Source organism: Pontibacillus yanchengensis, from assembly GCF_009856295.1.
GTDB lineage: Bacteria > Bacillota > Bacilli > Bacillales > BH030062 > Pontibacillus > Pontibacillus yanchengensis_A.
On the sequence record NZ_WMEU01000015.1, the window covers coordinates 1 to 23,519 of the forward strand.

27 protein-coding genes and 2 pseudogenes are annotated in these 23,519 nt (G+C 35.6%); 4 read left to right on the forward strand and 25 right to left on the reverse strand.

What is annotated here, in order from left to right:
- Positions 1–262 precede the first annotated feature (262 nt).
- The 14 genes and pseudogenes from GLW08_RS20985 to GLW08_RS21055 form a co-directional block, all read right to left on the reverse strand.
- The gene (locus GLW08_RS20985) at positions 263–784 is read right to left on the reverse strand and encodes a MauE/DoxX family redox-associated membrane protein (protein WP_160850570.1); all 522 of its coding nucleotides are present in this window, start codon (positions 782–784) and stop codon (positions 263–265) included.
- A gap of 331 nt (positions 785–1,115) precedes the next feature.
- Positions 1,116–1,385, reverse strand: a pseudogene (locus GLW08_RS20990) (helix-turn-helix domain-containing protein); the annotation flags it as partial.
- Between the two features lie 109 nt (positions 1,386–1,494).
- The gene (locus GLW08_RS20995) at positions 1,495–1,650 is read right to left on the reverse strand and encodes a hypothetical protein (protein WP_160850572.1); all 156 of its coding nucleotides are present in this window, start codon (positions 1,648–1,650) and stop codon (positions 1,495–1,497) included.
- Between the two features lie 341 nt (positions 1,651–1,991).
- Positions 1,992–2,409, reverse strand: a pseudogene (locus tag GLW08_RS21005) (ATP-binding protein); the annotation flags it as partial.
- Between the two features lie 85 nt (positions 2,410–2,494).
- Positions 2,495–2,677 (reverse strand): hypothetical protein, encoded by a 183-nt coding sequence (locus tag GLW08_RS21010; protein WP_160850573.1) that lies wholly within the window; start codon positions 2,675–2,677, stop codon positions 2,495–2,497.
- 102 nt (positions 2,678–2,779) lie between these two features.
- Positions 2,780–3,097, reverse strand: coding sequence for a hypothetical protein (locus GLW08_RS21015; protein ID WP_160850574.1), 318 nt, complete (start codon positions 3,095–3,097; stop codon positions 2,780–2,782).
- An 11-nt stretch (positions 3,098–3,108) separates the two neighbouring features.
- Complete coding sequence (locus tag GLW08_RS21020; RefSeq protein WP_160850575.1) at positions 3,109–3,264, reverse strand: hypothetical protein; 156 nt, start codon at positions 3,262–3,264, stop codon at positions 3,109–3,111.
- Positions 3,264–4,145, reverse strand: coding sequence for an ArdC-like ssDNA-binding domain-containing protein (locus GLW08_RS21025; RefSeq protein WP_160850576.1), 882 nt, complete (start codon positions 4,143–4,145; stop codon positions 3,264–3,266). Before GLW08_RS21025 ends, GLW08_RS21020 begins: the two co-directional genes overlap by 1 nt.
- An 87-nt stretch (positions 4,146–4,232) precedes the next feature.
- Positions 4,233–4,490, reverse strand: coding sequence for a hypothetical protein (locus GLW08_RS21030; RefSeq protein ID WP_160850577.1), 258 nt, complete (start codon positions 4,488–4,490; stop codon positions 4,233–4,235).
- 97 nt (positions 4,491–4,587) lie between these two features.
- Entirely contained in the window at positions 4,588–5,427 is an 840-nt protein-coding gene (locus GLW08_RS21035; RefSeq protein ID WP_160850578.1) for a hypothetical protein, read from the reverse strand.
- Positions 5,428–5,496: 69 nt separating this feature from the next.
- Positions 5,497–5,943 (reverse strand): single-stranded DNA-binding protein, encoded by a 447-nt coding sequence (locus GLW08_RS21040; protein ID WP_160850579.1) that lies wholly within the window; start codon positions 5,941–5,943, stop codon positions 5,497–5,499.
- A 37-nt stretch (positions 5,944–5,980) separates the two neighbouring features.
- Positions 5,981–6,814, reverse strand: coding sequence for a Rad52/Rad22 family DNA repair protein (locus GLW08_RS21045; RefSeq protein WP_160850580.1), 834 nt, complete (start codon positions 6,812–6,814; stop codon positions 5,981–5,983).
- Between the two features lie 250 nt (positions 6,815–7,064).
- Entirely contained in the window at positions 7,065–7,679 is a 615-nt protein-coding gene (locus GLW08_RS21050) for a DUF1643 domain-containing protein (RefSeq protein ID WP_160850581.1), read from the reverse strand.
- 587 nt (positions 7,680–8,266) lie between these two features.
- Positions 8,267–9,481 (reverse strand): hypothetical protein, encoded by a 1,215-nt coding sequence (locus tag GLW08_RS21055; protein WP_160850582.1) that lies wholly within the window; start codon positions 9,479–9,481, stop codon positions 8,267–8,269.
- Between the two features lie 994 nt (positions 9,482–10,475).
- On the opposite strand from GLW08_RS21055, the gene GLW08_RS21060 reads away from it, so the two are divergent.
- Together GLW08_RS21060 and ltrA are read left to right on the forward strand one after the other, a co-directional pair.
- Positions 10,476–11,594, forward strand: coding sequence for a helix-turn-helix domain-containing protein (locus GLW08_RS21060; protein WP_160850583.1), 1,119 nt, complete (start codon positions 10,476–10,478; stop codon positions 11,592–11,594).
- Between the two features lie 602 nt (positions 11,595–12,196).
- A complete protein-coding gene (gene ltrA, locus GLW08_RS21065) occupies positions 12,197–13,459 on the forward strand; it encodes a group II intron reverse transcriptase/maturase (protein WP_160850584.1) in 1,263 nt (420 codons plus the stop codon).
- A gap of 73 nt (positions 13,460–13,532) precedes the next feature.
- Here ltrA and GLW08_RS21070 read toward each other — a convergent pair whose 3' ends face one another.
- The 4 genes from GLW08_RS21070 to GLW08_RS21085 all read right to left on the reverse strand — a co-directional run bounded on the left by GLW08_RS21070 (position 13,533) and on the right by GLW08_RS21085 (position 16,305).
- Positions 13,533–13,913 carry a PadR family transcriptional regulator gene (locus GLW08_RS21070; protein ID WP_160850585.1) on the reverse strand — a complete coding sequence of 127 codons (381 nt, stop codon included), beginning with the start codon at positions 13,911–13,913 and terminating at the stop codon, positions 13,533–13,535.
- A gap of 217 nt (positions 13,914–14,130) precedes the next feature.
- On the reverse strand, positions 14,131–14,763 hold the full coding sequence (locus tag GLW08_RS21075; protein WP_160850586.1) for a hypothetical protein: 633 nt from the start codon (positions 14,761–14,763) through the stop codon (positions 14,131–14,133).
- Between the two features lie 348 nt (positions 14,764–15,111).
- A complete protein-coding gene (locus tag GLW08_RS21080; RefSeq protein WP_160850587.1) occupies positions 15,112–15,672 on the reverse strand; it encodes an HD-GYP domain-containing protein in 561 nt (186 codons plus the stop codon).
- A gap of 321 nt (positions 15,673–15,993) precedes the next feature.
- Positions 15,994–16,305 (reverse strand): hypothetical protein, encoded by a 312-nt coding sequence (locus GLW08_RS21085; protein ID WP_160850588.1) that lies wholly within the window; start codon positions 16,303–16,305, stop codon positions 15,994–15,996.
- A gap of 196 nt (positions 16,306–16,501) precedes the next feature.
- On the opposite strand from GLW08_RS21085, the gene GLW08_RS21090 reads away from it, so the two are divergent.
- Both GLW08_RS21090 and GLW08_RS21095 read left to right on the forward strand, forming a co-directional pair.
- Positions 16,502–17,266: a hypothetical protein gene (locus GLW08_RS21090; protein ID WP_160850589.1), complete on the forward strand. Its 765-nt coding sequence runs from the start codon at positions 16,502–16,504 to the stop codon at positions 17,264–17,266.
- Positions 17,244–17,975 carry a hypothetical protein gene (locus tag GLW08_RS21095; RefSeq protein ID WP_160850590.1) on the forward strand — a complete coding sequence of 244 codons (732 nt, stop codon included), beginning with the start codon at positions 17,244–17,246 and terminating at the stop codon, positions 17,973–17,975. The genes GLW08_RS21090 and GLW08_RS21095 overlap by 23 nt, the downstream gene beginning before the upstream one ends.
- 131 nt (positions 17,976–18,106) lie before the next feature.
- Here the strand turns inward: GLW08_RS21095 and GLW08_RS21100 are convergent, their stop codons facing one another.
- The 7 genes from GLW08_RS21100 to GLW08_RS21130 all read right to left on the reverse strand — a co-directional run bounded on the left by GLW08_RS21100 (position 18,107) and on the right by GLW08_RS21130 (position 23,102).
- Entirely contained in the window at positions 18,107–19,147 is a 1,041-nt protein-coding gene (locus GLW08_RS21100) for an NPCBM/NEW2 domain-containing protein (protein WP_160850591.1), read from the reverse strand.
- A 145-nt stretch (positions 19,148–19,292) separates the two neighbouring features.
- A complete protein-coding gene (locus tag GLW08_RS21105; protein WP_160850592.1) occupies positions 19,293–19,754 on the reverse strand; it encodes a hypothetical protein in 462 nt (153 codons plus the stop codon).
- Positions 19,755–19,797: 43 nt separating this feature from the next.
- The gene (locus GLW08_RS21110) at positions 19,798–20,730 is read right to left on the reverse strand and encodes a hypothetical protein (protein WP_160850593.1); all 933 of its coding nucleotides are present in this window, start codon (positions 20,728–20,730) and stop codon (positions 19,798–19,800) included.
- 18 nt (positions 20,731–20,748) lie between these two features.
- Entirely contained in the window at positions 20,749–20,985 is a 237-nt protein-coding gene (locus GLW08_RS21115; protein ID WP_160850594.1) for a hypothetical protein, read from the reverse strand.
- 173 nt (positions 20,986–21,158) lie between these two features.
- On the reverse strand, positions 21,159–21,599 hold the full coding sequence (locus GLW08_RS21120; RefSeq protein ID WP_160850595.1) for a hypothetical protein: 441 nt from the start codon (positions 21,597–21,599) through the stop codon (positions 21,159–21,161).
- A gap of 92 nt (positions 21,600–21,691) precedes the next feature.
- Positions 21,692–22,033 carry a hypothetical protein gene (locus tag GLW08_RS21125; protein ID WP_160850596.1) on the reverse strand — a complete coding sequence of 114 codons (342 nt, stop codon included), beginning with the start codon at positions 22,031–22,033 and terminating at the stop codon, positions 21,692–21,694.
- Positions 22,034–22,340: 307 nt separating this feature from the next.
- Positions 22,341–23,102, reverse strand: coding sequence for a DUF6710 family protein (locus tag GLW08_RS21130; RefSeq protein WP_160850597.1), 762 nt, complete (start codon positions 23,100–23,102; stop codon positions 22,341–22,343).
- Positions 23,103–23,519: the final 417 nt, after the last annotated feature.

Genomic DNA, 23,519 nt, shown 5'->3' on the forward strand with positions numbered 1-23,519 from the left:
TTGGTCCAACGAGGAGTTTAAAGTTATTATGAGGGGTTGGCAAGTGACTTTTTTAATTTATGCCGGCCCCCGCGGGGGCCGGCATAAATTAAATGCCAATCCTTACATTATTAGAATGCCATAAACATCTTAGCTAATCCTGAATCACTTTTTGGTAGGGAGTTATTATTATAAGTAGCCCCGCTATTAAACATTTGAATAATTAGTAGAGATATTACAAATAATAATATTGTATTAACATAAACAACTATTGAAATTACCATTACTCTACACCTCTATTCATATTAATTTTGAACAATATTTTAATGAGAAAGTAAGAAAATATTATGCTGAAACTAGTAAAAAACATGTTTACTGTGGAATGAATAGATACTTGATCTACACCGATAGTTTGTTTGTCAAATAATAAAACAAATTGAAAAAATGTTAAAAATGCAATATGAATGAGAGTTTTATAACCAAGAGTTTCATTAGTAAGTGCGCCAAAACAGTTACATTTAACATTTAGCTGTTTCACCTTTGCAATTATTACAGCCAATAAGAAAATAATAAGTAAAAAAAATAGCAAAAGCTTTCCATATAGCTGAGTACTACTAAATAAAATGAGGATGCTTATAGAAAATTCAAATAATAAAACTAAAATGGCTCCAAATGTAGAATATAGACCTTTAAAACCTAAACTTTTTACTGTATCCCTAAAACTATTAAATGCATTAATCTTAGTTATTATAGAAAACATAAATAACCCACTTAAAAAAACTTTGATAAAAAGAAATGTATTCATGTAGCACCTCCATATTGGAATGATAATATACATTTTATTTACATGGATTAATTTACCACATAAAAATAAAATAAAGAATGCTTATTACAAAACATGTCAATAAAAGTGTTTTGTAGACAATATCCTTTGCTGGAGTTAAACAAAATATAGAATTTACTTTTATAATAGTGCCATTTACGACTGGGAATGCAACTTACTTAAGTTTTGGAAAACCTACCATTAAATTTAAATACACATGATACAAATTGGCGTAACTGTGTTTCTTAACTTCTCTACAATTTCTAGGAATACTCCTGGACCTTTCAATTTCTTGGTACTTTCCCATCATTTATTCTTTCATATCATAATACTCAACTTTCTTTTTGAGTTGGGATAAGTCACTTTCATTCTCCGGCCCTTTCCCATACGAATATTGTTTCCCTAATGGTTGAGCTAACCTATGTTCTACCCCATTGTAAAAACATCGCATCCAGCTTTTAATCTGTGACTTATTTTTAATTCCAAACTTTCTCATAATCTCCTTATTCGTTAATTCCCCCTCAAGTTTCAAACGAATAACTTCTCTCTTAACTTCTTCTGGATAAAATTTTTTCTTGCCCACAAGAAAAACACCTCCAAATTTCGATAATTATTTATACGACTCTAGGGGTATTTTTTCCTCTCTCATATTATTGGGTGTATTGAGTCACTCTAAAATTCATTGGCCGCAATCATTCATTTATATACTTTACTAATATTGCCTTTATACCAATAACTTCATCCGGTGAAATGGTTTGACGTCCACTTTTCCCTTCAACATCAAAATACCAAATAACCTCAATCGTATGATCTCGTTCCTCCATATGCTTTACCTTGATTACAGTCACGAGATTTTACCACCCTTGCCATGTAAATTACCACCATGCGCCAAAGAATTTACCACACAGTGCCAATGTATGTACCATTAATAAAGAATCCTACAGAATACTTTGGAGGACTGCAGGATTCAGGAAACTCTTTTTTGTAGTTAAAATAGATTTAAAATAAACAAAGATTATTTTTATCAATTCCTTGTAGATATCTTGTTCTGTCCAGGTAAGAGGAGGAGGCTCTTTTCCATAAAAGGTTAAGAGTTTAGATTTTAACTCCTTCGCATTTCTTATACCCAATCAAATAATAGTAATGTTGTTCTATATTCTGTAGTTCATTATTTGTCATGATCACCATATCATACACCTCCATTCAGTCCATGACGCTCACGAATTGAAACATTCTCATCTTTGATAGGAGTCATGGATGATACGGTCTAGTATGGTCTCTGCTATCGTTTCGTTGCCTAACTTTAGATGCCAACCACTTGGATCCATTTACTAACAAAAAATAGTGGGTGCTACTTTGTCCCGTACCTCAGTAATTTCTAGTAATATTGCTGCTGCTTCAGTTGATAAGTCGGTCAGTAACCATTCATCAAGAATGAGTAAATCTACTTCCATATATTTATTAATGCATTTTCGACAGCTTCCGTCTGTAGCTAATCTAGCAAGTGATAGTTCGTCTAGTAATTCGGGTAAGCGAATATATTTCACTTTATAAAGTTGACGGCAAGCAAATATCCCAAAAGCAGTAGCTAGGAGTGAGCTGGAAGTGGTAAGGGCTCGTCATTCTCTGGTAAATTATTTGTCACTTGGTGGTAAATTACATGGCGAGGGTGGTATATTTCATTGGCCGTAATCATACCTGGCTATGGAATACTCCGATGATTGTGTGCTCTTTCACTACACCTTCCCAAGTTATTTGATAAGTTTCCCCTTCTTCTGGGTATTCAAATTCACCATTTTGTAACTTGAGTAAGTCTTTACCCGAAAAGTAATAACCTTCTCTTTCGTCATCCTTCACATCTATAATTAGAGCCATATTTACATCCTTTCCATTCATCTATTATTAATTGGTTGTTTATACGCTAGATAAAAAGAAGACGAGCTATATGCCCGCCTTTCTTACTGTAAATTTTCATCCTTACCTAATAACGTAATCAATCCCTAAGAAAGATTGAATATCGGTATGATCTTGTCGCCCTTCAGGGAATAACCTAGCCATTACCTCAAATTGTTTATCAGTATAACCTAGGTCTTCATCTTCCCATGTGGAGGAGTGGATCATTACCTCTAATCCATCAGTTTCATCATGAAAAACTTCGATTTGTGGGGTATATCCCAATTTCTCTTCCATCAACTCAAACATGATAAACTCTCTAACTTGTTCGGTTGTACCTGAGAATAGGACTTCTTGTTTTCTTCTAACTTGAATCATAGTTTCTTGTAATGTTGTACTCATTTTTATTCCTCCTAAAGTGTAAAAGGTAGTTGAATATTGTTTTGATTCAACTTAATCCTTATCTTTTTCTTTTCTTTCTCCGTAAGCTTTTCATAGACCATGAAGGCTCTGTATGGTGTTGACGTAATGAGTTTCCTATAGACTTTAGCCGTAGCATCCAGATTCATTACGCGCTCACCTCATAACCTTCATTATCCTCCTGCAATTCTTCATCTATTTTAGAAAGGATTTCTTTAACAGCCATCTGAATGCGTTCCTCGCTTTGTTTAATCAATTCAATGGTCTTACTTTGACCAAAAGAAGCTAAGTAACCAAAGGAGTTTTGAGAAGTATCAATCCCTAACACATGACAAACGGTGAATCCTACCGACTCCGCTTCTAGCTCTCTCTGTTGTCTGGAGAGTTCTTTCCGCTTCTCAAGATCATTATGGAGAATCCCATGTCCCCATTCATGAATGAGCGTTAGTAATTTGTGGTTAGATGGATTTTTCCTCTGAATCACAATAAGTTTATTCTTGAGGTCAAAGTAACCATCAGCACCGTTACTGTCCGCTTTTTCATAAACAGGAAAAGAGCAAACCGATTTTACTTTTTCGTATAACTCCGTTTCTCCCTTTATGGTCTTGATTAGGTCAGAAAAGCTTGGAACATCCTCACCCTCCGTTTGAGATATATCAAAAACGTGAGTAACAAAGTAATAATAACTCTCTTGTAGCTCCTTCTCTCCATTTTCATTTTCGACTTCCTTAACCTTTGAGCCGCGAGCAATTATCTTAATTCCTTTTTCGCCTTTCTTCACATGACGATCATGTTTCTTCCAGGTATTGAATCCTGCAACAAATCTCGCATTAGGCATTTGTTGAAAAATAAGAACCTGATTTCGAAGGCTGTATTGATAATGCTTGCTCGAAAACTTAAGAAAGTTTTGATACTGCTTCGTGGAAGCTGCTATTGTTTGTATCCCCTCTTCTATAAGTTCAAAGGCTTCATCTACCTTTTCTTGACGAGTTTGTTTCTTGCTCTTACTATGATTTTTTTTACTCATCATCCATCCTCCTAAAAGTGTAATTGTGTACATAAAAAAAAGACTTCCTAAAGCCATTTAAGGCATTAAAAAGTCTTCATCGTCGTTATTTTAGAGATGTTTTCTTAAGTGGGTAATGTACCCTCTTACTTCTTTATACAATTCATCCCCTTTGCTTATTAACTCATCAGCCATTTCTGAGGATATTCCATCTAAGGAATCAAGCTTTTCTACTAGTTTTGGGTGACGACCAAAACCATCCACTTCCATCAGAAAATACGGGCCTTTCCGTTTGTCATACGTACGAATGACATAAGCTTTAGGTAATTTGGATAAAGAAACATCATTTTTTATCATCATCATATTCAATGAACATCACTCCTAGTGAAGTGAGGTTCCTTACTGGGGTAACACCATTAAACTAAATTAGCTATGAAGATTCAAGGACAAATGTGAAGGAATTCTATCAAGCATTACGTGAAAGATTAGATTTACGAATGCGTTCACTTTGGAAGTAATCCCAAGCTCTTTGTTCCGATTCTACATCCATTACCATGAATTTTAGTTTATGGTCTGTCATCATCCTAAAGGATTGAATCTCCTTTTGGTTCAATATCCCTCGGCAAATATAGTCATCTAAGGCTTCCATGTTAACACTACCGTACTGTTTCAGAAAATCCGCTCCTAGTTCTTGATAGATAGCAGGTATATCATACTCCGTTGCATAATTCAACCTTTTGACCGTTCCATAATTCGATACTAGACTTCCTGCTTGTTTCAATACAGGGCAATTCAGCATATTGTTCTTGTATAATTCAAGTTGATTTTTCATGCGATCATGCCCACTTTTGGTTTTTAAGAACCAATGACTCAACCTCTCAAGGTTCATATCAAAATTGTATTGTGTTTTGTCTAAATGCCCTCGGCCTTCACCATTAAGATAGAAGCGGACATAAGACTTAACAGGATAAGCAAATCTAGATAGTGTATTTTGAATATCAGTCTCTTCTTTTACCTTTTTGGCGTCTATCTTCGTTACATAAGGTAGAACACCAAAGTTCTCAAGGTAATCAAGCAGCCCTTCTTGGTCGGTTGTATAGACTGGATTTCGAATGAACTTTGCAACGACACCATGAAACTCGTGGCGAATATCATGACTATCCTTTACGATTTTATGAAATTGGTCCTTCATTTGTTCTTTGCGATTTTCATAGAACTTTAACTCTCTGTATAAGCCCCCTGTAAATACCTTTTCCATTAACTTTGAGGCTCCAATTAACTGGACTTCTTGTTTCTTTTTAGCCATACAATTCCTCCTAAAGTGTAAATATAAAGAAAAGCTCCTCTAAAAATAGAGAAGCTTTCTTCCACTTAATTATTGAAGAGCTTGACCACTAAATGGATCTCCGTATTGAGGTGCTTCTGGAAGCCCTGACGGTTGACCATTCCCGTTAGCGGATTGCTGATTAGTGGACTGTAATGAATCCTGAAAGTCTTTCTTGTTATCAAGATACTGGTAACTTTCAATAATCAGTTCGTTAAATGTATAGTTCTTCCCACCAATGGTCTTCTTAACAGGTTGAACACGAGCTTTGACAAAAAGCAACCTACCTTTAGCAAGGTTAGCGCAAAGGTCTTGAGCTCGCTTGTCCCATGCAACGAAATCAACATAACGAGTTCGTTTTTCCGAAGTACCATTTTCTCCATTAACATAGTAATCTTGAGCTAAGGATACGTTAGCTACACTCTTTTGAGATGTATTCGTATGATTGAGCTTCGGCTGACGAGTTGATCTTCCTATCATTTCAAATTGGTTTAACATATTAAAATCCTCCTAAAGTGTTTGTGTAATGTGGGTTTTATCCTACTTTTGCAATGTCATCAATAACATAGGCTTGGCCACTCTCATGCATCGACGTTTTAACAGCTACCTTCGATTTTGGCTCTAAACTTAATTCCTCAATCTTTTGAGCCATCTTACCAATAGCATAGACCACAGCAGACTGATTGTTATTAGACATAAGAGCAATCTCATAGTATCTTTGACCGTTTGCATCTTTCGGCAACAGACCGTCTAAGATACACTCCGTAAAGCCAGGAGGGATAGACCCTTGTGTGCTTTGTTGAGGCTTCTCATGTCCTTGATTCTGTTGTGGTGATGTTTGACCACTGCGACTTCCTTGCTCATGTTGAGGTAAAGCATTACTAGGTAACTGAGGCGGTGTAAAATAACCAAAAATATTTTGTTTCTTATCATTAACGCGCACATCATTTTGAGTAGATTTTTGTTGCGTTACTTTCACCCTAAATTCACCTAGATCATATAGATATCTTCCCAAGTTATAAAGGATAGCACTCCTTTTCAAAGCTCCAGAAATGGCTCCTTTGGTTGGCTCTACTTGAGTTCTGTCTGCTCCATCCCATTTGATAATGGAACGTTCTTCTGAAATCCAAATACGGATTCCTTGCGTAACTCCACCACCAGGTAATTCTTTAATCTCATTTTCCCAGCGGTCCCATCCTACAACTTCATCCAAACGGTTCATAATTGCTCTCGATTGTACATAGGGTACAACGATAGCCGTCGGTCCGTTTTGGTTAGAAAACGTATGAACCGTTCGCCATTCGAGATCTTGACTCGAAAAAGGTTCAGATAACTTCTCTTTGATTTCCTGCATGTTTAATGGTTCCATACAATCATCCTCCTAAAGCGTAATTTTTTATATAAAAAATCCATAGACATCTATGGATTCTTCATAACAGTAATGTGATTTTCATAGTTTCAGAGCGCAAAAAAGCCCTAGAGGTCACACTTCTTCCTAATAGAAAAAATGCCACCTCTAGGGCTTCGTTACTTCAAGACCAGGCTCAAAATGAGCAAATAATAAATGTTTATGCTATTAGTTTATCAAAAAACAAGTGTCCTCACAATCATGAAAGTGCTTAGGAATAATACGAGCGTAATTTTTTGTAATCATACCAGTACTTCCCGTGACCAGGGAAAACACCTTTACCTACTAAGGGACCCACTCGATACAATGGTTTACCATCTAATAGTCTAATAACTTCTTGTACTCTTTGTTTATAAGGACGTATGTTTAAAGTGCTTTTCGCTCCCCATCCAGCTATAATAAGGTCTTTGCTGGAGTCGAAATGTTCTAATGTTCTTTGTATAACAATGTTATTTTCTCTTCGTTTCATATTTTCTGTTGTTGTTCCTATAAATCCCTTTAAATCCTTTAGCGTTCCTCCTGTTAAGGTGAAAAGATTTAATATCGTTACATACTTAATAGAATAATTCTGGAGCTTATAAATATAATCAAGAACCATATAGATTGTGTCATCTGAAACCCTTCTACCTTGCTCGTCATATTTCCCTGCGTTACTTGGGTTTTTCATAATAACAATCGCATGGCCTCCTTCTTCTCTACCAACATACGGGATCGTTAAAGAGTATCTATGATGAAAAGTAGAATGCAGATCATCTTCATATGAATTTGGATTCATCACTATATTATCTGTATCAATGTAATTTGAGAAATACACACCTTGCGACAAAAGTAATCCTCCCTGCTTTCTTAATGAATAGTTTTATCCTTTATTGTATATATATCCTTTTAGTTTACTAGAATTTTTCCCTCCTCACGTATAAATTCATTAAATAAGTAAAAACTTCATTTTATAAATAAAAAATAACTCTTAGAGGGTAAAGAGGAGACTAGGCGACTCTTCCCTCTAAAATAATAGGTTGTCTATAAAGAATAAGCTATTTTCATAAATGTCTTATAAAGCCTGTCACTTCAACTCTTCCAGTCATTCATTAACAGAACGCTCTTACCAAGTATCCCAAAATCTACAACAAATCTATTAACTTACATACATTTGCACAATCTATACATTATATAATTCACATCTTAAGAGGGTTACATTTGAAGAATACCATATCCACAAGTTTATATTTAAAACGAAAAATAGCAAAAAAATATCCCCTCATTTTACTTGAGGGGATATTTTTAAAGTTAGAGTAAAAAAATGGAATTACATTCTCGTTTTTATTCTAATAAGTGATTTGAAAGTAAGCAGGAACTATTCAGCTGCAGTACAAATAGCCTTCCCTGTATATATTTTTACAAGCAAGGCATGGCTTATGCAGTTTGACTATATTTATCGATTAAGGCATTATGCTCGGTCCCTTGAAGGAGTTCTGTAATTAACGCCTCTCCAGTTATTCTTTCTTCTCTGGCAATCATATCAATTACTAGTCCGAGCTCATGTTGGTCTATGTACTTCGTAACTTTTTCTTTAAATCGTTCCTGGAATACTTTACGGAAGTAACCCCCAACGGATTTGCGAATCTTGAATTCACCCTGGTCTTTGATAACGTAACGGATGTGATTTTCCATGTGATTAATCGTATCCATGAAGAAATTCTGAATAAATCGGTCTCTTTCTTTATAGCCGAGTGTTTGGTGTTTCATATATTTTATGTAACGTACAACCGTATGCTGGAAATTAAACATGACTTGCTGTGCATCTCTAGGACGGTGTTTAATCTCGTTACGCTCCAAGAATTCCAGCAATTCTTGGTGTAATTTCTGAGTAAGCGGTGATAATTCAAATTCATCGGTATGTTCCTTCACACACTCAGGACGCAGCCAAAAAGTAATAGAAGGAATCCATAGCTGGAGCTTCTTACCTTTACCTCGCACTGTTTTCCCTAAGTACTGAATGTGAAAAATAGACTCAAATATTTCTAAAACATCACGAACGCCTTTAGAATTCTTGCCTAACATCTCTTTCAATGTCTTCATGTTGTATTTCTGTTTCACCTTATCTGTAGATATAACGGACTTCTCGCCATATTTGTTACGAAAGATGTTAAGAAGGCTGAATAAAAGCTTGAATGCCTTACCGTTTGAGGTGCGAACACATTCTCCAAGAAAATCTGTTTCAAAAATACTCAAAGGGATGGTTAAGTAGTTTAATTTTTCTCCGGATCGCTCCACAACTTGGTACTTTTCCCAATCCATAATCATGGTAACAGGAATAGATTTCCCATCTTGGTATATAACACTACGTTGAACAAAATTAAAATTCTCCAACCAGCGAAATCCATGATATAGCGAGGAATACTTCACTCCAGTCTTCTTAGACCACGATGATAGGTCATACTCTTGAAGGATTCCTTTAGGATTGTTTTCATAGAATCGTTGTGCTAATAACGTAAGATAACAAGCATATGCAGAAGCAGGTACCTTATAAAAAGACTCTCTTTCTATCATACGAAATTGTTCTAATAATTCTTGGTGGAACGGAAAACCGTGTATTTTCATAGAATGTTCTTTACGTTTTTTGGACATGGTTCACACCTCCTTTCTTATCTTTTAGATGATATTAGAATATGTAATTATTGCTAACATTTTTTCATGCGTTTTGAATTGTTTTCTGTAGGGGTACTTGATATAATAAGAATTAGAAAAGCGTTTTTGACAATACAAAGCTGGACCCTAAAAGATTTAATTTTTTTAGAGTTTTTTTAAGGCATATTTTTTTGTTTGTTATTTGTTTAGTTTTTTAATTGATTATCAGTTTACTAGTCTAGTTGTCTCCGCCAAAAGTCAACTAGAACCCTTAGTAATAAGATCCGCCAAAATCTTATTACCTAACTTTTCTTATCCACTCTCCATTCGCCAAAATGGAGAGTTTTTTATTGCTCTTTTTTTAAAAGCGAATACTAAAAAAGCACGCCCGCTTTACCCATCAGGAAATGTAAGTAAAGGAACGTGCTAATAATGTATATACGAATCCAAAAATTTCTTTAGATTTCAGAGACAGACTAATACTATACATTATATAAAAGCTAACCTTTGCTATTCTTACAAAACCTTACAAAATCTCAATTGGGTCGAACAAATAATATAAACGTTGATGTTCTAACGGGAAAAGAACATCTCATTTATTTAACGGGGTACTTTAATTTTAAACAGAAAAATATATATAGTCAATACAAGCCTCCAACCAATTTAGTATTGAAACTAGTCGAATATTGTCGAATGAAAAGAATGAACATTTGTGAAAGAAACTAGTTGCAATTTTTATAAGGATAATATATTATATACATACAATACATTGTTAGCTTTCTTTGTTAAGCATTTCTTACAAATACTAACAGTTGGGTTAAAAAACGGGTGAAGATCCCCCTCTCATTTAGAGAGGGGGATCTTCTTTTTTTTTGATAATTTTCACCTATCATTTACCTGGATTGATATGATACGAAATCGTATCAAATAGTAGAAATATGATGCGAAAAGTGTTATCTTCGTTATATTACATATAATAGAAAGGAAGATAATATTGATTTCTACGGTCGAGCAATTAAAGGAATATCTACCAGATTTATATGAAGAACTTGCTGAAAAGTATGAGAGCATTTCTGACTGGACGGGAGTGAAAATCACTGCTCCTCTATGGGAATCTAATGAAGTTTTGAATTCATTTCTTCTCCACTACACTACTGATGAAGTGGTATCCAAAGATAGTGATTGGAAAACAGGAGATATATTTGAAAACTATGCGACGACAATAACCTATAACAGGATCATTAACAAAGGGAAAAATACATATATGGATGATTTAGCACTAATGTTGAAAATGGGTGATGTTCTTGATTCAGTAATGTCCATTAAAGAAGCAGAGAAACAAATGGGACTACCAGATGGAACGATTAGACGTGATATTTCACGAGGTAAGTTGGGCCCTCATATGGTAAGAAAATCAGGCAATACTTGGCTTATAACCAAAGAGGCTTTAAAAGAAATATATAGTGATTATGCCCAGGAGTTTTATATTTTTACTCTAGGATTTACTCATGTAGACTACCGAGAAGTTTCTGAAGTTAGATCATTGAGTGTGCATCGTGTTAAAAGTTTATCGTCCTTGTTCCACGGTTCAATAGGTGAAATAAAGAAATACGAAGGAACTGAATATGATTTACAAGAAACTCCAGATATTAATGGAAGGTATAAAGAGGCTATCAATGAAGGGCTAACGGTTCTTGAATGGGTGATATCCCAAGAACAATTTGAACAACTGATGCATCTGGACCTAATGAGTGTTGATTATACTCAATCACTTGGCTTGTTCAAAGACGCTTTGGCAACAGCTGAATATATTATGAGCTTCTCTAACATCGAAGATGGGCATTACCATCAATCTTGTCGATTATTAGCATTGAATCTCTGCCAATCTATTCAAGAACATACATTAACAGCTACGAATTATGACATATTAGATGAATTGGAAAGAGTATTAATCAATCAGGATACCCTATTTTCTTATATTGAGGAGCTTAGTATTGATTCCAATGCAACAAACTATCTGAAAAAAGAGGTATTAGGTAAGGATGTAGCAAACATAGCAGCTCTCCTTAAATATCTAGTAGAAAGTGTTCAAAAGCAACGTGAGGGTAAATAAAAGGGTATTTTAAACATACAAAAGACCTCTCACCCCTAGTGGTGAGAGGTCTTTTTAGTGTGCCCGGCATGGGTGCGAGCTATAGGGTGAAAGTCCCGAACAGTGAAGGCAGTAGTAACTGTAGCTTAAGGCAAGGAGATACGAGGCGACTTTTATCTCTGAAGGAAGCCAGCGGCAAACTTCTGCTCCGAGGAATACGAACCTCATACAAGGCTAGATGACATTGGACGAGTCTGCTAAACAAGACAAATCCATACTGCCAAAGGTGTCATAAAGTAAATGAGGCGGAGACGTGGAAGGAAAGTTCGTACCCTTACCCGGGGAGAATCTGTCGGAACGCCATGCCCACATGGTAAGCGTACTCGAAACGAGTACGTTGAACGACAGACGTCAGCCGAAGCCATAGTACTTCCTTTCTCGAGAAGGGAAGGAAGGGCCGAATTTAATTATGAACATTTCGCTTGTGCGTATCGGTGCTTTGTAGAAACAGAAAATAAAACCTCTCCTAGGGATGATGCCATGAATGGGCGGGGGACCTAGACAGAGGGTGGAGAAGTCACAGAACACAACCAAGAGAGAAATGTACGTTGGAGGACATATTGATGTTGATGGAACGAATCGTGTCACACGAGAATGCGAATCGCGCCATGGAGCGCGTGATTAAAAACAAAGGGAGCCATGGGATTGACGAGATGCCCGTAACATTCCTACGGAAGCACCTCAATGATAACTGGAAACAGCTAAAACATGAACTCCTTTCGGGTACTTATCAACCTAAACCCGTTCGCCGAGTCGAAATCCCGAAACCAGGTGGAGGGAAAAGGAAGCTAGGAATCCCGACGGTGACCGACCGTTTCATTCAACAAGCCATCGCTCAAGTCCTTACCGACCTGTATGACCCAACATTCTCGGAGCGAAGCTACGGCTTCCGTCCAAAACGAAGAGCTCATGATGCGATTGAAGTCGCTAGAGGTTACATCCAAGAGGGATACAGATGGGTAGTGGATATGGATTTAGAGAAATTCTTCGATAAGGTCAACCATGACCGACTGATGTCAACGCTTTCGAAACGCGTTCATGACCCCACCTTAATGCGATTGATTCGTAAATACCTTCAATCGGGTGTCTTGAATGATGGGCTAGTTAGCCCAATCACAGAAGGAACTCCTCAAGGTGGCCCCCTAAGTCCTTTATTATCTAACATCGTCTTGGACGAACTTGACAAAGAACTGGAAAAACGAGGTCATAAATTCGTCCGCTTTGCGGATGACTGTAATATCTACGTGAAGTCCAGAAGGGCTGGTGAACGTGTGCTGGAGGCAATGACACAGTTTATCGAAAAGAAACTCAAACTTAAAGTTAATCGAGAGAAGAGTGATGTCGGCCGCCCCTGGAGAAGGAAATTTCTAGGGGTAAGCTTTACGTCGAATAAGAAGAACCCCAAAGTAAGGCTATCTAATTCGACGGTTACACGATTCAAGAATCGTATAAGGGAACTAACTTCAAGGAAGAAATCCATGAGAATGTCTCAACGGATTAAAAAGCTTAATCAATACCTTGTTGGATGGATAGGATACTATCAAATTGTCGACACACCTTCAAAATTCAAAGAGTTAGAGGGCTGGTTAAACCGTAGGATGCGAATGATTCGATGGAAAGAATGGAAGAACCCCAAAACGAGAGTGGAAAACCTTCGAAAACTCGGAGCGAAAAAGGAAGCTTACGAATGGGGGCAATCAAGAAAAGGCTACTGGCGAATAGCCTGTAGCCAAGTCCTACACACAACCCTAGGCACTTCCTATTGGAAACGCCTAGGACTAAAAAGTTTAACGGAACAATATGAACATCTGCGTCAGAATAATTAGGAACCGCCGTATACGGATCCGTACGTACGGTGGTGTGGGGGGGCGGAGATTAGTCATCTCCCTCTATCCCGATTTATTTGTACACTTCTTTCATTAATTTCTGTAAGATGTCAATCTGTTCATCAAAAAGTGACTTGTATTTCTTTTTTAATATCTCAAATTCTTCTGTGCCCTTCTCGGTTACACGGTACCAATATACCTTTTGTCTTCGTTTTTCATGGGACTTATAATCTTCTGTCCGATGTAGCAACCCTTCATCATGCATGTCATGTAGAGTATCTAATAAGGTGGATGGAGCTGGTTGCCAATTACCGGTGAGCTTGCTAAATTCCTCTTTGAAATGCTCACTGATCATAGAAGTTCTTTTGTGAAGGAGGTGGAGAATGTAAAACTTGGTGAATTGTGCAGCGGACATATTTAAAGCAAATTTCTTGGGATTATTTTTATGTGACATTACTTGTTTTCCTCATCTTCATCGCGTTTGTCATTGTTAGTGTTGTAAGGATTTTCTCTAGATTCGGGGATAAAAAGTCTTTCATCAACGGTAGGGTATTCGTATTTAGTCATTTATGGTAACCTCCTTCGGTAAATTGTATATACTATCAAAAGTATAACATGTTCCTATATAGTAGTAATTCGAAACCTGTGTAAATAATGGAAGTAAGATTCCGTTACCTACTGCTTTTTAAGTCCAGCCATTCACCTACCTGTTTAGCAAAACTCTCTGTCGTACACTTTAATTCATCGAATAGGAAATTGATAAACATCGAAAAAGTAAATTCCTCTTCATAAGGATTCTCTTTCCTTATGAACCTATAAACTTCTTTCAGCTGCTCCATCCGTTTTGGATCTAGTTCTGAAGCGACAAAACGACGTAATAAGTGATTCACTAGCTCTGTATCCTTTATGGAGTACTCCAATAGTAAAGAGGTAGTAGAAGCGAGAGTCATATCTAATGCGAATGCTAATTCTCCTAACCTGGAATGAAACTGTTGGCCAAATCGAATAGTAATCCTTTTCTTCGGTCCTATGATTTTATTAGTTCTGTCATTTTCTATGGTACGATCACCAATATATATTGTGTATTCATTAAGGTTGAAATCCCTTTTAAACTGTTCGGAAAGAAGCTCAATAGCTTTTTTGGAATACAATCCTCTTACACACAATTCTTCTGCAATGTCCTTCACAGGGCGACTAGTGATGTAACTAATCCGGTGAATACATTCGGATATAGGTAAACTAACAAAGGGTTTAACATCCTTCTTCTTATCACTTCTAACTTTCCTCACCTTACTCTTCTCCATCGTTATCTCTCCCGTTTTACAAGAATTATGTTAAGGACACTGTCCTACTGTTCTAGTAATAAATCTATGAGGGGAGAGGTGAAGATATGTTTAGGACAGAAAAGAATTGACCATAATGCTACTAATCAAACTAAAGGAGTGTAGCATATGGCTATTAAACTATCGTCTAAAGAGGCTAAGGAAATCGCTAAAAAGAGTATTTATAGAGCGGACACATACGGAATTCCAGTTAAAAAGAAAAAGAAGAAATAAAGCACTAACTTATTTTAATAAAAATACTTAGTATCAACTCCGAACAAGAATATAAACACAAACACAAAAACCTTTAACAACGCAAGTAAATATCCTTTACACGTTAGATGTTTTTGTCATTGAATTATGAATGTGGCCATAATGTAAATGTCTTTCTACGTTGTTTATTAGCATACTGAGGATATAAGCATCATATCCTTGCGTTTCTCGCTGTTCATTTAGCATGACTTCAATTACTTCTTCCTGCTTATAATTCTTAGGATGATACTTTCTCGGAAGAGATAATGCACTATAAACATCAACAACAGCTGCCAATCTTCCTTCTAGTGGTATGTCTTGGACTCCATATGGATATCCCTTACCATTCAAACGCTCATGATGATAAAGGCAAAAATCTAGAGTTGAGTAGGAAAAGGCGCTTTCTTTTAAAATGTTAAAGCCTTCAATAACATGTTCATTAAGAATATACTTCTCGCCTGAAGATAATCGACGGCTACTTTTTAAAATGTCGTCTCCCATAGCAATCTTACCAATATCATGGAGTAAACCAGCGAGAAACATATCTTCTGGCACTAAATCCAAGGATCCTGCTAATTCGTATGCTTTTTGAGCCACTATTAAACTGTGTTTTAATGTGTGTTGATCTCTTGCTTCCAAACAACGTAGTAACAGACGTGCGCTTTCCCACTCGTTAGTTATTTAGTTAATAATATAGTAAACTACCCTCTTCTCTTTTTAAAGAACATTTGTGAAAGAATATTCCAGTACAAATAAGTTAATTATAATGCAACCGTTTCGCTAACTTAAATGGAAATCCTTCTAAATGGGCTATTATAGTTTTGAATAGAGCACTTGCGCGTATTTCATTATTGCAACGCCCTTAGACCAATTGTATTTGGCTTTAATTAATGGATGAATTTATAGTATGTCACTTTATTAAAAAAACGTGAAGTATAAGAGTTCAAATAAAGTTTTATATTAAGTACAACTTCCTTCTTTCACTGTGGTATCAAGGGTAAGATCCTTAGGTTTAAACCAAGAACGATATTTAATACATTTATCTTCTGATTTCACTAGGTACGTCACAACCCAATCCTCACCTACACTTCTTGGTCCAGATTCAATATATTCTATACTTTTAAATTGAACTTCACTCTCGTAATTGTCTTTAATGACTTGTTTCATTTCTCTTTTCTTAGAAATGCTACCATATGAACTTGAATACCAAAGCCCAGCAATAATAGCTAATAACAATATAGAAACAAACATAATTTTAAATTTGTTTTTCAATTTCTCCACCTCCATATTAAAAGCTACTAAAAGTTTGTAATAAACGAGGAAAATTATAAATACGAAATTTGTATTAATATACATAGGACTTATGAATCTATTCGCATAATCTAAAAATGCTAGTTTACAATCATGATTTCAATATGTTTATAATTTGAATTGTAACAAATATCTTCCATATTAAGTGGTGTTCAAATTGAAAAAAATGCTAATGATAATTTCATTGTTAGCAGTAGCGGTAATTTCTGCAGGACAGATAGTTTCAGCAACTCAAAATGTTGATAGTAGTAATTCTGTCTCAAATGAGGAAAAGACTTCAAAGAAAGAAAAAGAAAACACTGAAGAATTGAAAGTAACTGCTAAAGAGGTAAAAGAAAAGATTAAACAAAAATTTGAAGATAAGAAGATAAAAGGTAAGAACTGGTTGGATAAACAAGAATCAAATAAGAATATACGTGCATCTCTTACACTTAATGAGAAAAAAACATTAAATAATGCAATAAAAATGGCTGAAGATAATAATTTAGACATACAGCAATGGAGTTTATCCTATAAATTAGGATCAAAAACTGCAACCAGTGTTTTTTCAAAGGGCGATAATCAGTCAATAAAAGAGGCGAAAAAAGAATTTAAGAAAAAACACTTAGGTAGTCTTAATATACAAATTAAAAGTATGAAAGAAGTAGTAAATAATAAAGAAAACCCTGAAAGCGTCCGAAATCAAGCAGCGAAAAAATTAGAAAATTTAAAAGAATCCAGGAAGTCATTTAAAAACGAAAAAACTAAAATGGTTTATGGTTTACAAGTGAAATCTAAAGCTAAGAATATCGATGATATTGTTTCTAAAAATAAAGTCGCTTTAGTATCAAAAGGTGAAAATCAAAAGGCTGCTTTAAGAAAAGATGTGCCACAGGATTGGCTTGAAAGGGCTGAACAAAATGTTAAGAATGCTAAAAAATAAAGGTCTTAGAATTTTTCTTATCACAAGTTTAATGATTATTAGTTTTGCACCTGTGGTATCAGCAGGTGGAGGAACTATTGATACAAGTAAATTCCAACCTGATGATATTGCTCCTACATGGGGAAACACTGATGTTGGGTATGATGTAACTGCTGAAGAACGATATATTCAACATGATTATCAATGGGATGAGGATGGACAAGTAATGGCAGCCTATTACAATTCAAATGCTCATGATGGTCATAGTCCTAGCGGAATGGAAATTGATACCTCTTTTTATAATTATGAATGTGCTACCGGACCAGGGGGAGATTGTGTCGAATATAGCACTTACGCCATTGAAGCGAAAAGTGAAAGTCAGTCCTCCTCATATTGGTGGTCTGATGCTCCTGAAGCATATATTGATTCTTCAGTTTTAGATAAGGCAACGGAACCTACAATTGGATTAGGTTCTGGACAATGGCTCTCTGCAGAACCAGGATATATATATACTTCAGGAACATATGTTGAACCAGGAAGTCAACAAAATGACAGGTATAAAGTAACAGTTTCTCGAGTTCATCATCACGATGTGGCAATCAACTGTGGTGGAGGGATCTCTAACCCTTATTGTAAATATCAAGATACCCCGGCTGTTGACGTAATTGACGCTTGGGCAGAATACACACCAGATTATGATAGAAATTGGCAATATCCTCAATGGCATTAGTATTAAATAGTATTTAATACATCGATTAGTATATTAATCAAAATTTAATTATTAATTAGTTAAAAAACAAAAGAACATCTGGCTAATAAAAAAGCCAGATGTTTTTTTAATTCACCTGAAAAAATATTTATTTATTTTTTGTTCAAATAAAATCTAGGGTTGAACAGGGCTATATTAGATGATTTCCCTTTGTTAAATGAGGTTTTTATTGTTAGTTTCTTAGAATCACTCAAATCCACATTTATGTTTTCTATATCAGAATTTGGTTTTATTGAATTATGGTAAATCTCGTTATCATCCAAAAGGATTGTTATCGTAGCTGAGCTATTATCTTCCCCTGGATTAGACGGATTTCTCATTTGCTCAACAAGATTTCTATCATCTAATTTAGCTTGTCCTATTTTAGCTTTGAAAGCCTTATAATCTTCATTTACAGTGATATGTATTGTTGAGGATTGTTCAGCTTTTTGGGCATTCTCCTCTTGCGGAATGTGTCTAAATAGAATGTAACCATCATGATGTAATTGGTTCTCAACAGTATCTCTGATGCCTTCATTGTCTTCAGATTTAATGTCTATGGAATTTGATTGGTTATTTATATCCGCTTCCACTCTTTCGTCTGCAAAATATACTTCCTGTGTATTTGCTAATCTGATAAATTCCTCGTAATTATCCGCTTCTGGATGAAGCAAAACAGGCAACCACAGCATTAAATAAATGATAAAACGAGCGATAGCGCCTATCACGTAGGAACCAAGGATTACCGTAAAAAGAATGAAAAATGGCTTTCCTACAGCTTTACTTATATTCTCCTTTATTATTACTTCTTCCAATAACGCAAGTATAGTGAAAGATAATAAGCTTATTAAGATAAATGTAAGTAAGGTTATCCATATCTTATGCCATAACGTTGAACCAAGGTCGTGATACGCATCAAAAGTTATTGGGTAAAGTACCTTTTGTATAATAGGGTGGGAACTATACCATGAAATGATCTTCTCTATCCCTACCCAAAATAAAGCGAAGATCAAAGCTGCAATTATAGGGACAACAATACATCCAATGGCAGACAAGCAGCCCCACCCATCGGTATCATCTTTAGGTCTATCAGGTCCACCATCGTCACCAAATAAGAAATCTAATGCTACTAAAGTTTTGAGATCCATAACCATCTCCCCTTTTCCTGTGATTTAAGAATGTAATAAAAGACAAAAAAAAACGCACCAATCCAATGTATAATGATTGGTACGTTTTCCGCCTTTCCAATATAAAATATATAGAACCGCTTCATATATTGAAAGCACATTTGTGAAGAGTTTATCGTCTGATTTGTTTTACCCCTTCCTTATAACGTTTTCGACAACCTTCTTCAAACTGCTTTCGAGTTAATGAGTTTCTTGAAATATAAGATGATATTCCATAGTTTCCTTGTTGTATATTTTTGTACAATTCATTCACTTTTTTCATAGAGTATTTAGCAAAGTACATAGTGAGAGTGGTGGGATCACATTGATAGTCTCTGTTTTGCATGAACCATTCCGTCAAACGTTCTACATGAATCTCATCAGGCATGACAAACTTACCTTCAAGGTAGTTAGTAGAATCAATAATTGTGTCTACTGTCTTTGTTGCTGCTTGAACACAACTGGAACCTAGTTCATAATAGTGCACTTTACCGTTATACAGCTTTTTATAATCTTTTATTAATTTTATTGCTTCCTTTCGTGTTGTTTCTATATAATCCAAATCTTCTTTCGTTGGTTGCGTTGGTTTCTCCATTCTATTGACATTCCTTTCACCTACACCAAGACGCTCAATATACCTATAAATTCTCTTCTATTAAACTGATAATCTTTTCTTCAACAGAAACATCCTCTGTTTCAGCATTGCTACTTAGTTTATCGAACAGTTGATCAGGTATATTAATGGTTTTACTCACATAATTCGTGTCTAGATATATACGATGCCCTTCCATTCGTATTTTTCCTGCTCGAATGTGCATCTTCAGTAACTCAAAATCCTCCTGGTTACCGAAAAAGTTACCTTGTCTACAGCGGACGAAATAATCTCCCATAGAAGTTTCATAGATTTGGATATTCTTTGTACCTAACTCGCCGATCATCTTATATAAGGTGTTGTACGTTTGATGTTCAATGTGTCTGGGGATTGAAATTCGAAACTCTACAAACCCTTTTTTGCGAACATAAGAGCGTTCAGGCCAAGCATCACTCGTGGTGTCAGTACTATCAGCCGAAATAACTTCCCCGTTCTCTTTAAGGAGTGTAAGTGGTTCCACTCTCACCACTCGAACTTGTTCGTGTTTGTAATTACTCAACATAAACAAACGGATTCCATCATTATATAACGTGAGTTTATCTCCAAACTGTGTATGGCGTTTTGTCGAATGATTATTTGAAAGTTCTTCTTTTAATGAATGACAGTCCTCTTTTGAAAATAAGCGGTAGGTTCTTTTACCAATCTTTTTCAACTCACTAATGATGGTTCCTTCTACCGCCAATGAACTAAGATATTGTGGAGTAATACCTATTAACTCAGCTGCTTCATTAAGAGATAACTTATCCGTTTCAAATAGGTGTTCCAATCGATTTACTTCATCTTGGTCAAACATATAGCCGCCGTCACTACGGTAGGTCTTTGGATTAATGGGTTTAGCTGTCCCTTGTTTTATCATATAGCGGATCTGACGCATAGATTTTCCTAAACGATGGGCTACATCATCTAATGAATAATACATACTCCAACCTCACTTTGTTTATTGGTTTATCGTTGTTATAAGCATGAGTATGGTTATAGCACCCATACTATAAGTGGTTATGTTGAAGTGTTTATAGGTTTTACTTTTAAAGTAATGTTCATATCGACATAGTATGGAATCATCATTCCTTCTCATAGCATGTTCCAACAATATGGTATATACACCATCTGTTACACATTTGATGGCTAACATCGCTACATAAATTGCTACAAAGCTGTATATAATAATATTCATAATCGTTAATTCCTCCCTAGTATTGTTGGACATGCTACAGGTGTTGTTTATAGTTATCGAGAAGTATTTATGCCATGTAGTCCATGTGATATGATTTAGTAAGGTGGTATAGGGGCCGCAAACCTTAATACTCACCCATGAAGAGAACCACCACACACCAGGTTCTCTTCATCCTATTTGTAATAACCTAATCTCATGTCTAACGCACACTTCAACACTTTGTAATGTTCTTCGTCTAAGCTTGCTATACAATGCATTAAATTGAAATGTTCATAACCATTGAATAAGTTGTAAGCCAATCGCCCTAACTGGACCATAGAATGCGTCAGGTCGTAGTCGGGTTCAATCGATTCTTCATCATCCTCAAAGTCTTCTTCTAGCTCAGGGAGCGTGTAAGCTTCTTCCCATCTTGCAATCCATTCAATAGGATTTTCTTCCCCCTCTTCAAAATATAGGTGTTTTACTTTACCAAATATATTTGGTACCGAGAGGATATAACAAGCGGTTTGGTACTCTGTATCTCCAGTGCGAGCATGTGGCCATTTCATAAGAAGTTCTTTGAAATTTGATTCATGATCCTTATCCAGAAAGTAGATGCTGTTATTAGGTTCCATAGTAATTTTCCTCCTAGTTTAAAAAATACAATTTGTTCTTCTGTTACGTCGTCTATCACCCCCTTTAAATATTTTATACTTATATTCTTATACTAATCGTTAGTCAACTTAAAAATTCTATCTCCTAACTTTACCTGCTCTATATTTCCATTGTTATCTACCTCTATGATCTCAACTAATACATGTGAGCCGACTCTATTTTTTATGTGAGATGTATCAATACGATGTGTAACATGGCCAGATGTTACTAGTGTTCTTGGTGATGTATCTTTTTTATTTAATTTGCCATCTCTAACTAGTCTGTCTATATGACCATGTACTGTAGAAGGAGACTTTAAGCCTGTAGCATAGCCAATCTCCCTTACGGTTGGGGAGTATCCATGTTGATAGAAATATTCAACAATAAATTCGTACACCTTTTCTCTTGTTTTCAATACTAAGCTCCTTCCCTTCTAAAGATAATACATCTCTTCGTTTGTTTCTCGATCCTTCATTAGAAGCTATCATAACTACTACTTATGAGAATATTTTAGCTATTATGGCATACAACACAGCTAAATAAGCAAGAAACACAACATACATATATGTTGATTTTTGACTAGCACTCCAACCCGTACCATCAGTAAAGTTCATAAAGAGCTGTACCGTGCTTTCGAGGTTTGAAAATAATAATAAACAGGAAACTGCTACGGTTAGTTCGTTTCTTTCTTCAGTACTTTTACACTCCTGGTCCCTTCACTTTTATGTTCCATAGTAGAGGCCATTTTCTTGTATTAAACGACCAATTTCAAAAATCGCTGCCATTTCTAAGTTGTCAACCTCGTCAATGATCGTATCTGTTTCTTTTTTGCGAAAATGAATCCCATCAGTGTAAATATCTTCGTAGATGATAGAGAGATCTAATATCTCATCGACACGAACATCAGAAGATTCATTATTGATAATGTTGACGGCCATGGAATGATTTCCATTCTCCACCACCCCAATGTTAATCGGCTTAATGTACAGAATGTTATGATTTAATTTGTCAAAAGACCAAGGATGGTCCACTCGTTTACCGATCTTCAATAAATTATCAAGCATTCTTTTGCCATTCCATGTTAGAGGGAAAATCAATGTATCTTTTGGGTTTAGTCGTTTTTCCGCTATCCGAATATCCTCTCTAACACTAGTTAAGTTCAACAGATTATTGCCAGAAACATCGAATCTTCTGAAAAGAAGACTCCTTTTCTTACGTAAAAAGAACAGATTTTCCTCGTTCCAAACCTCCTCTTTAGAGATCATATGCTTACGAAAGCAATTCACGATGAGTTGATGCTGTTTCGCTTTGCCCAAGGTATAGATATATTCATAGATCTTATTAGGGGAATCGCTAGCAAGTATTTTTTTAGCTATACTTAGAAGGTTATTGAACTCTCTTCTTTCTTCCTCTCTCTTAATTTCATTTGGAGAGGGACCTTTTGGTTTATCATTTCGCAACCGCTCAACCAATGATTTAAACATTAAAAACCACCATTTCATTTATTTAATTTATGAATCATTAACTGCGAAAGATAAGCACTTTGTGATGCTAACCCTTCTTATTACAGATTTAATCATTGGGAAGAGTCTTAGTCGTCACTTTCTACTGTATATTCATTTCCATTTTCTGGATTTGCAGTAATTCGCTTATAATCTTCCTCCCAAGTTATATAAACACCTTCAATTTCATCTTAGTCAAAGAACAATACTTTTCAACTCCTTCGTTTAATAAGTCAGATTGCCATAAAAATATCTATACATTTAATAGTTTATTAATTAATTCTGTTAATGACTGCGAGAATCTATGAGGAAACAGGCTACACAATAATAAAAAGAACATGAGTAGACATGCTACAACGATTTTTAAATCATCCTCAAATTTACTTCTTCCTTCTTTTT